Annotated in this window: 6 protein-coding genes; 4 read left to right on the top strand and 2 right to left on the bottom strand. The window is 68.2% G+C overall.

The genetic code is table 11. The features are described from left to right. On the bottom strand, positions 1 to 865 hold an 865-nt coding region (locus tag CLM62_RS24585), incomplete at its 3' end, for an ALF repeat-containing protein (RefSeq protein ID WP_257004067.1). A 578-nt stretch (positions 866 to 1,443) separates the two neighbouring features. Here CLM62_RS24585 and CLM62_RS24580 point away from each other — a divergent pair. The 4 genes from CLM62_RS24580 to CLM62_RS24565 all read left to right on the top strand — a co-directional run bounded on the left by CLM62_RS24580 (position 1,444) and on the right by CLM62_RS24565 (position 5,779). Further along, positions 1,444 to 1,911, top strand: coding sequence for a hypothetical protein (locus CLM62_RS24580; RefSeq protein ID WP_257004066.1), 468 nt, complete (start codon positions 1,444 to 1,446; stop codon positions 1,909 to 1,911). 99 nt (positions 1,912 to 2,010) lie between these two features. Further along, a complete protein-coding gene (locus CLM62_RS24575) occupies positions 2,011 to 3,576 on the top strand; it encodes a trypsin-like serine protease (RefSeq protein WP_143659137.1) in 1,566 nt (521 codons plus the stop codon). Positions 3,577 to 3,831: 255 nt separating this feature from the next. Next, positions 3,832 to 4,707, top strand: a complete 876-nt coding sequence (locus CLM62_RS24570) for a calcium-binding protein (RefSeq protein ID WP_095752065.1) — start codon at positions 3,832 to 3,834, stop codon at positions 4,705 to 4,707. 226 nt (positions 4,708 to 4,933) lie between these two features. Next, on the top strand, positions 4,934 to 5,779 hold the full coding sequence (locus CLM62_RS24565) for a hypothetical protein (RefSeq protein ID WP_095752064.1): 846 nt from the start codon (positions 4,934 to 4,936) through the stop codon (positions 5,777 to 5,779). A gap of 13 nt (positions 5,780 to 5,792) precedes the next feature. On the opposite strand, the gene CLM62_RS24560 is transcribed toward CLM62_RS24565, so the two are convergent. Then, entirely contained in the window at positions 5,793 to 8,186 is a 2,394-nt protein-coding gene (locus CLM62_RS24560) for an HAD-IC family P-type ATPase (RefSeq protein ID WP_095752063.1), read from the bottom strand. Positions 8,187 to 8,344: the final 158 nt, after the last annotated feature.

The following is an 8,344-nucleotide window of genomic DNA, read 5'->3' as shown; positions in this document are numbered from 1 at the left end:
CTCCGGCCGCTGCGGCGGCCGCCTGCGCCGCCGCGTTGGCGGCCACGCGTGCCGAGTTGTTCGCGGCACTCGCCGCGTCGATCGCCCGTTGCGCGGAGGCGGCGGCCTGGGAGGCAGCGGTCGCGGCCCGCTTGGCGGCCCGCGCGGCTTTGTCCGTGTCGTTCTTGGCGGCCTTGGCCTCGGACTCGGCCTCCAACGCCGCCTCCTTGGCGAGCTGCGAGGCCTGCACCGCCTTGGCGGACTCGGTCTTGGCGGCCGCGGTTTCCTTGGCGGCCTGCCGGCCCGCTTCCTTCGCCTGCTGGGCGAGCTCGGCGACGGTGGCGTGCTCCTGGTCCTTGGCGCGGGCGACGAACTGGCCGACCTCCAAGAACTCCCGGATGTCCGCGGCGCTGCCGCTCAGCGCGATGCGCCCGGCCGCCCGCACATTGGTGCCGCCTACGCTGATGATCTGGACGAGCTGTACCCGCTCGTCCTGCTCACGCTGGACGTACTGGCCCTCGACGAGGAACTTCCTGACGTCGTCGGGTGTGCCCTTCAGCGCGGCCCGTCCGGCGTCCTGAACGTTGGGCCCACTGGTGTCGATGATCTGAGCCAGGCGGATCCGATTGTCCTGCGCCATCGGCTCTTCCCAGCCGTCGTCCAGGAAGTCGCGCAGTGCCTCACGGTTTCCGGCCAAAGCCGTGCGCGCTGCGGTCAGCAGTTCCGGGCCACCGACGGAGGCGAGTTGGGCAGCGGTCACCCGCTCGTCCTGGAAGGCCAGGCCGTCCGCGGCCGAGAGGAACGCCTGTACGTCGGCGTCGCTGCCGGTCAGCGCCGCCTCGGCGGCCGCCTTGAGGCCGGGGCCGCCCTCTTTCCAGTAGTCCACGACCAGGCCGCGCTCGGCGGGGGTGACCTCCGCCTGAGCGGCGACCCGGACGCTGTCCCGGGCGCTCCCGGCAGCCGCGGCGGGCGGCGAGCCCAGTAGGCCGACGGCTAGGGCTAATGGCAGCAGACTCAGTGCTGTTCTGCGTATCAAGCGTTTCGTTTTCCCGGCGTTATCGAGCTGGTCAGTTCTTCGACTCACTGGGCACCTGTCTCGGTAATCGGCGACGCCCCCAAGCGTGTCGCCGAATAGGGAGAGCGAGCATAACCGCTGCGACTCCGCCGGAGAATCAGATATTCGGCCCATCGGGAGAAGCTAGCGGCAGGCGAACGGTTCGGCGAAATGCCCGATTAACCTTTCTTTGCAGGCAGTTGACCAGGGCTGTTTTCGGTCGTGGCGTGAAGAATATGTGTTGACCTCCGAGTGGGCCTGTGTCTACGGTGTGTCCCGCCTTTGTGCTCGCTTTTTCCGTAGCGGGTGGTATTCAGATGCATTGACGGCCATTCAGAGTTCATATGTATCTCGCTTGAAGGGATTTTTCGGTGCCTTTCCGTGCCCGGAGCTTAGCCATATCCGGAATTGTGGGTTCCCTTGTCGCTCTGGCAGGCGTCTCCGTCGCTTCCGCCGACGATCCGGCCCAGCCGCCCACGTCCGCGGCACCGCCCATCGCGGTCGAGGACTACGGCTACCCGGGAGCTGACAAAATCCTGGCCACAAAGGGAATCAAGCTGAAGAAGGGCGACGGGCGCATCCTGCTGGCCGAGTGCGATCAGGCCGCTCAGCAGATCCGGGTGCTGACCGTTGAGGACCCCGCCGAAGGCCGCGCGGGGACCTACTGCTTCAAGGCCCTCGGCAAGAGCGGCTGGCTCACGCTGGAACTTCCCAGGGTCTTCGCCGTGGAGGCCGCGGACCATCCGGTACGTGCCGACCTCACGGCCAATGGCCAGACCACGTCGGTCGACGTTGCCCAGGGCGGGTGGGTGTCCGTCGGTGAAGGAACTGTCGGGGGCGCCAGGTCGGTACTCGTCGAACTTCGCGTCACCGGTTGATCCGCTGAACCACCCATGTTCCGTGCGCCTTGTGACGCACGGCTTCCCCTCCGTTCTTCCGCACGCGCGGAGAACAAGACTCTGTGATGCGAGGAAAACGTGACAGACGCTCGTCCGCGCAGGGCGCGCATGGTGTGGGCCGCCGGTCTCGCGACGGCCGGTCTCGCGGCCGGCCTGGTGGCCGCGTCCCCGGCTCAGTCCGTCGTCGGTGATCAAGTCGTAGACGGTACGGACCAGTTCGCGGTAAAGCTGCACATCGGCACTGGAACGGCAGACGAGCGTGCCTGCTCCGGCACCCTCGTCGACGCCCAGTGGGTGCTCACCGCCGCCAGTTGTTTCGCTGCCGAACCCCAACGGGGAGTCACACTCTCCCGGGGCGCGCCTTCCTTCCCCACCTTGGTGACCGCCGACGGAAACAAGCCCGCGTTGTCGGCAGAGCGGACGCAGAAGGTCCACGAGCTCGTGCCGTATCCGGGCCGCGATCTGGTGATGGCGCGCCTCGACGATCCGACCACCGTCACTGACCCTTTGGACGGGCCGTTCGACGTCTCCGCCGCTCAGCTCACGGGCGCCGCGCCGGATCAGGGCGACCAGCTCAGGGCGATCGGGTACGGCCGTACCAAGACCGAGTGGGTCCCGGAGCGTGCCCACACCGGCTCCTTCGGTGTGGACCTCGTGAATCCCACGACCCTCGCGATCTCGCCCACCTCGACCGGCGCCCTGTGTAAGGGAGACGCTGGCGGTCCGGTGCTCGACGCCGACGGCAGGGTCGTCGGCGTGGTCAGTGCGTCCTGGGGTGGGGGGTGCTTCAACTCCGACGAGGCGCGCACCGGGGCCGTCGCCACCCGCGTCGATGACATCGCGGAGTGGGTACAGCGGGTCCGGCTGACGACGCGCCAGAAACACATCACCGACGTCGTGACGGGGGCCGACTTCAATGGCGACGGCCGTACGGACATCGCCGTGCGCCTCACGAACGACTCGGCCCAGGTCTTCTACGGCCGCTCCGACGGCATGCTCGAGTTCGGCTCCTTCCTGTCCGCCGTCGGACGCAGTAATCAGAAGGAGCTCGTCGCCGGGGACTTCGACGCGGTGCGCGGGCCCGAACTGATCACTATTGAGGACGACGGCGACCTCACTCTGCTCAGTCGGCACGCCTGGGCTCCGGGCGTGTGGGCGCGGTCCAAGCTATGGACGGACATCACCTGGAAGGACGGTCTGCCCGTCGCTGCCCTGCGCACCGGCACCGCCGGCCGCGACACCCTGCTCTTCCAATGGCCCGACGGCTCTCTCTATACCTACAAGCGGGACGCCGACGGCAACCTGGTGAACCAGAAGAAGTCGATGTGGCCGGACAAGACCTGGAAGAAGAAGCACATTGCCACCGGCGACTTCACCGGTGACGGACGCGACGACATCGCCGCCGTCGCGACCGACGGAGCACTGCACCTGTACCCGGGCAAGGCCGACGGCACGTTCGACAAAGCACGTTCGATTTGGCCCGATAAGAGCTGGACCAGCAACCGACCCGTGCTCGGCGGTGACTTCAACGGCGACGGCAAGGCAGACCTCGCGGCCGTGTCGGCCAACGGCGATCTGCGCTGGTACGCGGGAGATGGCAAGGGCGGACTGGCGGCCGGCAAGAGCATGTGGCCGAAGGTGTAGGTGTGTTCGTGGGCGAGGGCCGGTGCCGGGTTTTCCGGGCCCGGCCCTTCCGCGCACTCCGTCCCTTTGACATCACGGGTGCTTCGCGGGGTGTCCGCACTTCTCGCACAATCCGCGTCGGACCGTACAACCTTTCCTTTCCGTCGCGGATCTGATCACGTGAGCCAACAGGCTCCACGATCACTTGGGCCCCGCCGTGACCACGAGCCGTGTGCAACGACGGGCGGCGGGGGCCCCTTTCCACGTGGGGAACACATGCGCATACGTGCCACCGTGGCCGCCGTCACCGGCGCCCTGGCCCTCTCCGCCTTCGTCGCCCCGGCCGCGCAGGCCGACTCGCAGGGTGCCGTGAGCCTGGACCGGCCTAGCGCCGCGGAGCGTTTCGGCGCCTCGTCCGCCAAGTCGCCGTTCAGCACGGCCGCCGCCGCGCCCACCGTCTCCAACGTCAAGGTGAACGCCGGCAAGAGCGTCGTCGTCGGCGCCGTCGCCGCCAAGACCATCACGGTGTCCCTGACCGCCAGCCACCCCAGCGGCATCGAGGACGCCTACATCGACCTGTGGCACGGAACGGACGCCGAGGAGGACGTCGACGGCTACCTCCCGCCGAACGAGGAGGTGGCCAACTGCACGGCCACCAGCGCCACGACGTCGAACTGCAAGCTCACCATCACGGCCACACCCGGTATGACGGGCGGCGGGGTCGGCGACCTGTACGCCAATGCGCTGGCCGGTACCTGGCACGTCAGCGTGGCGGCCTTTGCCAACGATGGCGAGTTCTACTGGAACGACTACTACCGGACCCACAAGGTCCAGAGGCTGTCGAAGCTGACCGTCAACGCCTCCCCGGAGCCGGTCAAGAAGGGCGCCACCATCACCGTCACCGGCAAGCTGACGCGCGCCAACTGGGAGACCGGTACGTACGTCGGCCTCAGCGGCCAGTCGGTCGGCCTCCAGTTCCGCAAGGCGGGCACCACCACCTACACGAGCGTGAAGGGCATCAAGTCCACCACGGGCGGCGCCCTGAAGACCACCGTCACGGCGTCCGTCGACGGTTACCACCGCTTCAGCTACGCGGGCATCACGAGCACCGCGCCGGTCAACGCCGCGGGTGACTACGTCGACGTGAAGTAATCGCGCTCGGTAATCGCGTGCGGTAATCACGTGAGGTAGTCAGCGGTACTCGGCGCCGGCCCCGGGATCTCCCGAGGCCGGCGTTCGGCTTGCGTCATACGCACGCCAAACATTGCCTATGCACAGGCCAAATCCGGCCGCCTGGCCACAACTCACCCCACCCCTCGCGGATCTGATCACCTGAGTCAACAGACTCCTCGATCACTTCTCCCCCTGGGGAAACGCAATGCGCACAAGAGCCACCCTGGCCGCCGTCTCCGTCCTGACCGGCGCCCTGGCCCTCTCCACCCTCGCCGCCCCGGCCGCGCAGGCCGCCGACTCCGGCACCCCGTACACGCTGGACGTCAGCTTCTCGAACTTCAAGATCGCCACGGCGATCAAGGTCGGTACCACCAACGTGGTCTCCACCAAGGTGACTTACACGCTGACCCACGGTTCCGACGTCGACATCACCTCGGACGACTTCTACACCGACCCGTTCCTCTACCGCGGCACCTTCGGCGACGACAGTACCCCCGAGCTCTACGACGACGACTTCGCCACCTGCACCGCCACCTCGTCGACCACCGCCACCTGCACCGGCTCGATCGACATCCACCCGGCCGACGGCGACCTGAAGAACGCGTACGCCGGCACCTGGAAGGCCGCCGCCGAGGCGACCGACTTCAACGGCCAGGACCCCTCCAGTGGCAGCCTCGACCTGAGCAAGGTCGGCTACAAGGACCAGGGCGACCTCGGCAGCACGCTCGTGCAGCGCTACTCCAAGCTGACCGCCAACGCCGGCCCCGAGCCCGTCTACAAGGGCAGGACCATCACGACCACGGGCAAGCTGTCCCGCGCCAACTGGGAGGACCACCAGTACCACGGCTACACCAACCAGCCGGTCAAGCTGCAGTTCCGCAAGGCGGGTACCAGTACCTACACCACGATCAAGACCGTCTACTCCGACTCGTACGGCAACGTGAAGGCCACCGCCACCGCGCAGTACGACGGCTACTGGCGCCTCAGCTACGCGGGCTCGACCACGACCCCGGCGGTCAGCGCCACCGGTGACTACGTCGACGTGAGGTAACCGCTCGCGGACCTTATGCCGGGAAACGGCGGTCGACCCACCTCCACAGCACCTCCAGGGCGACCGCCGCCACCACCGCGATGCCGACCGCGATCCACGGCATCGTCACCCCGACCAGCTTCAGCGCGAAGAACTCCTGCAGCCACGGCACCACCAGCACCAGCAGGAACCCGGCGCCCATCGCCGCCACCAGCGCGATCCGCCACCAGGTGTAGGGGCGGGCGATGATCGCCAGCACCCACATCGAGATCAGGAAGAGTGTCAGCGTCGCCGCGCTGGTCTCCGCGTCCAGCGCGCCGCTGCCGGCGTAGTGGTTGCGGGCGATCAGATACGTCGTGAAGGTCGCCGTCGCCGCCACGACCCCGCCGGGGATCGAGTACCGCATGACCCGCCGTACGAAGTTCGGTTTCGCGCGTTCCTTGTTGGGCGCGAGGGCGAGGAAGAAGGCCGGGACGCCGATGGTCAGGGTGGAGAGCAGGGTCAGGTGGCGGGGGAGAAAGGGGTACTCCACCTGCCAGCACACCACCAGGATGGCCAGCAGCACCGAGTAGACGGTCTTGACGAGGAAGAGCGTGGCGACTCGGGTGATGTTGCCGATGACCCGGCGGCCCTCCGCGACCACGGAGGGGAGCGTGGCGAAGCTGTTGTCGAGCAGCACGATCTGCGCGACCGCCCGGGTGGCTTCCGACCCAGAGCCCATCGACACGCCGATGTCGGCGTCCTTGAGGGCGAGGACGTCGTTCACGCCGTCGCCGGTCATCGCCACCGTGTGGCCGTGGGACTGCAGCGCCCCCACCATGTCCCGCTTCTGCTGCGGGGTGACCCGTCCGAAGACCGTGCCCTCGTCGAGGGCCGTGGCCATCCCCTCCTTGTCGGTGGGGAGCCGGCGTGCGTCGATCGTGGTTCCGGTCAGCCCCAGCTTCGAAGCCACCGCGCCCACCGACACCGCGTTGTCCCCGGAGATGACCTTGGCGTCGACGTTCTGCTCGGCGAAGTAGCGCAGGGTGTCGGCGGCGTCCGGCCGCAGCCGCTGTTCCAGTACGACGAGGGCGGTGGGCCGGGCGCCCTTCGCGACCTCGGGATCGTCGAGGTCGCGGACGGCGCCGGCCAGCAGCAGCACCCGCAGCCCCTGTTCGTTGAGCCGCTCGGTCTCGGTGAGGGCGGGGTCGTCGTCGGGGAGGAGGACGTCGGGGGCGCCCAGGAGCCAGGTGCTGGCTTCCCCGTTGCCCTCGCTGAAGGAGGCGCCGCTGTACTTGCGGGCGGAGGAGAAGGGGAGGGATTCGGTGCAGCGCCAGTCCTCCGCGTCCGGGTAGGCGTCGATGATCGCCTGGAGGGAGGCGTTCGGGCGGGGATCCGATTCGCCGAGGGCGCCCAGCACCTTGCGTACGTACGTCTCGTCGCTGCCGCCCAGCGGGCGCAGCTCGGTGACGTCCATGCCGCCCTCGGTGAGGGTGCCGGTCTTGTCGAGGCAGACGGTGTCGACGCGGGCCAGGCCCTCGATGGCGGGGAGCTCCTGGACCAGGCACTGTTTCCGGCCGAGACGGATCACGCCGATCGCGAAGGCGACGGAGGTGAGCAGGACCAGGCCCTCGGGGACCATGGGCACGATGCCGCCGACCGTGCGGGCGATGGAGTCCTTGAGGTCGTTGTCCTTGACGACCAGTTGGCTGATGATCAGGCCGATCGCGGTCGGGACCATCATCCAGGTGACGTACTTGAGGATCGTGGAGATGCCGGAGCGCAGCTCGGAGTGGACGAGCGTGAAGCGGGATGCCTCCTCGGCGAGCTGGGCGGCGTAGGCCTCGCGGCCGACCTTGGTCGCCTGGAAGGCGCCGCCGCCGGCCACCACGAAGCTGCCGGACATGATCTGATCCCCCGGCCGCTTGACCACCGGATCCGCTTCGCCGGTGAGCAGCGACTCGTCGATCTCCAGGTTGTCGACCTCGACGCACACGCCGTCGACGACCGCCTTGTCGCCGGGGCCGATCTCTATGAGGTCGTCCAGCACGATCTCGGAGGTGCTGACCTGGGCGGCCACGCCGTCCCGTCTCACGGTGGGGCGGGCCTCACCGATCACCGCGAGCGAGTCCAGGGTCTTCTTCGCCCGCCACTCCTGGATGATCCCTATGCCGGTGTTGGCCAGGATCACGAAGCCGAACAGGCTGTCCTGGATCGGCGCGACGAACAGCATGATCACCCAGAGCACGCCGATGATCGCGTTGAACCGGGTGAAGACGTTCGCCCGGATGATGTCGACGGTGGACCGGCTGCTGCGCACCGGCACGTCGTTGACCTGGCCGCGTGCGACGCGCTCCGCGACTTCGGCGGCTGTGAGGCCGGTCACCGGGGTCGGGATCGCGGTGGGGTGCACAGGGCCGAGTTCGGTGCCCGCGTCGGTGTGCGTCATGCACCAGACGGTACGTGCGGATTTGGGGGTTCACCCGCCGAGTGGGCGGAAGATCCGACTTGGGGATGAGGGGCACGGCGGCAATTGATGCCGTGGTACTACTCGGGGCGGGTTATGGGCCGTTGCGGCCACTACTGCGGTTACTCCGGTTGCGGCGG

Origin of the sequence: Streptomyces sp. SA15 (assembly GCF_002291145.1) — a bacterium.
Classification (GTDB): Bacteria; Actinomycetota; Actinomycetes; order Streptomycetales; family Streptomycetaceae; genus Streptomyces.
This window is presented reverse-complemented; position numbering and strand designations above follow the sequence as displayed.

Coding starts and splice junctions, on each gene's coding strand:
- CLM62_RS24570 (WP_095752065.1), top strand. CDS start 3,832: ATGCGCATACGTGCCACCGTGGCCGCCGTCACCGGCGCCCTGGCCCTC.
- CLM62_RS24565 (WP_095752064.1), top strand. CDS start 4,934: ATGCGCACAAGAGCCACCCTGGCCGCCGTCTCCGTCCTGACCGGCGCC.
- CLM62_RS24560 (WP_095752063.1), bottom strand. CDS start 8,186: ATGACGCACACCGACGCGGGCACCGAACTCGGCCCTGTGCACCCCACC.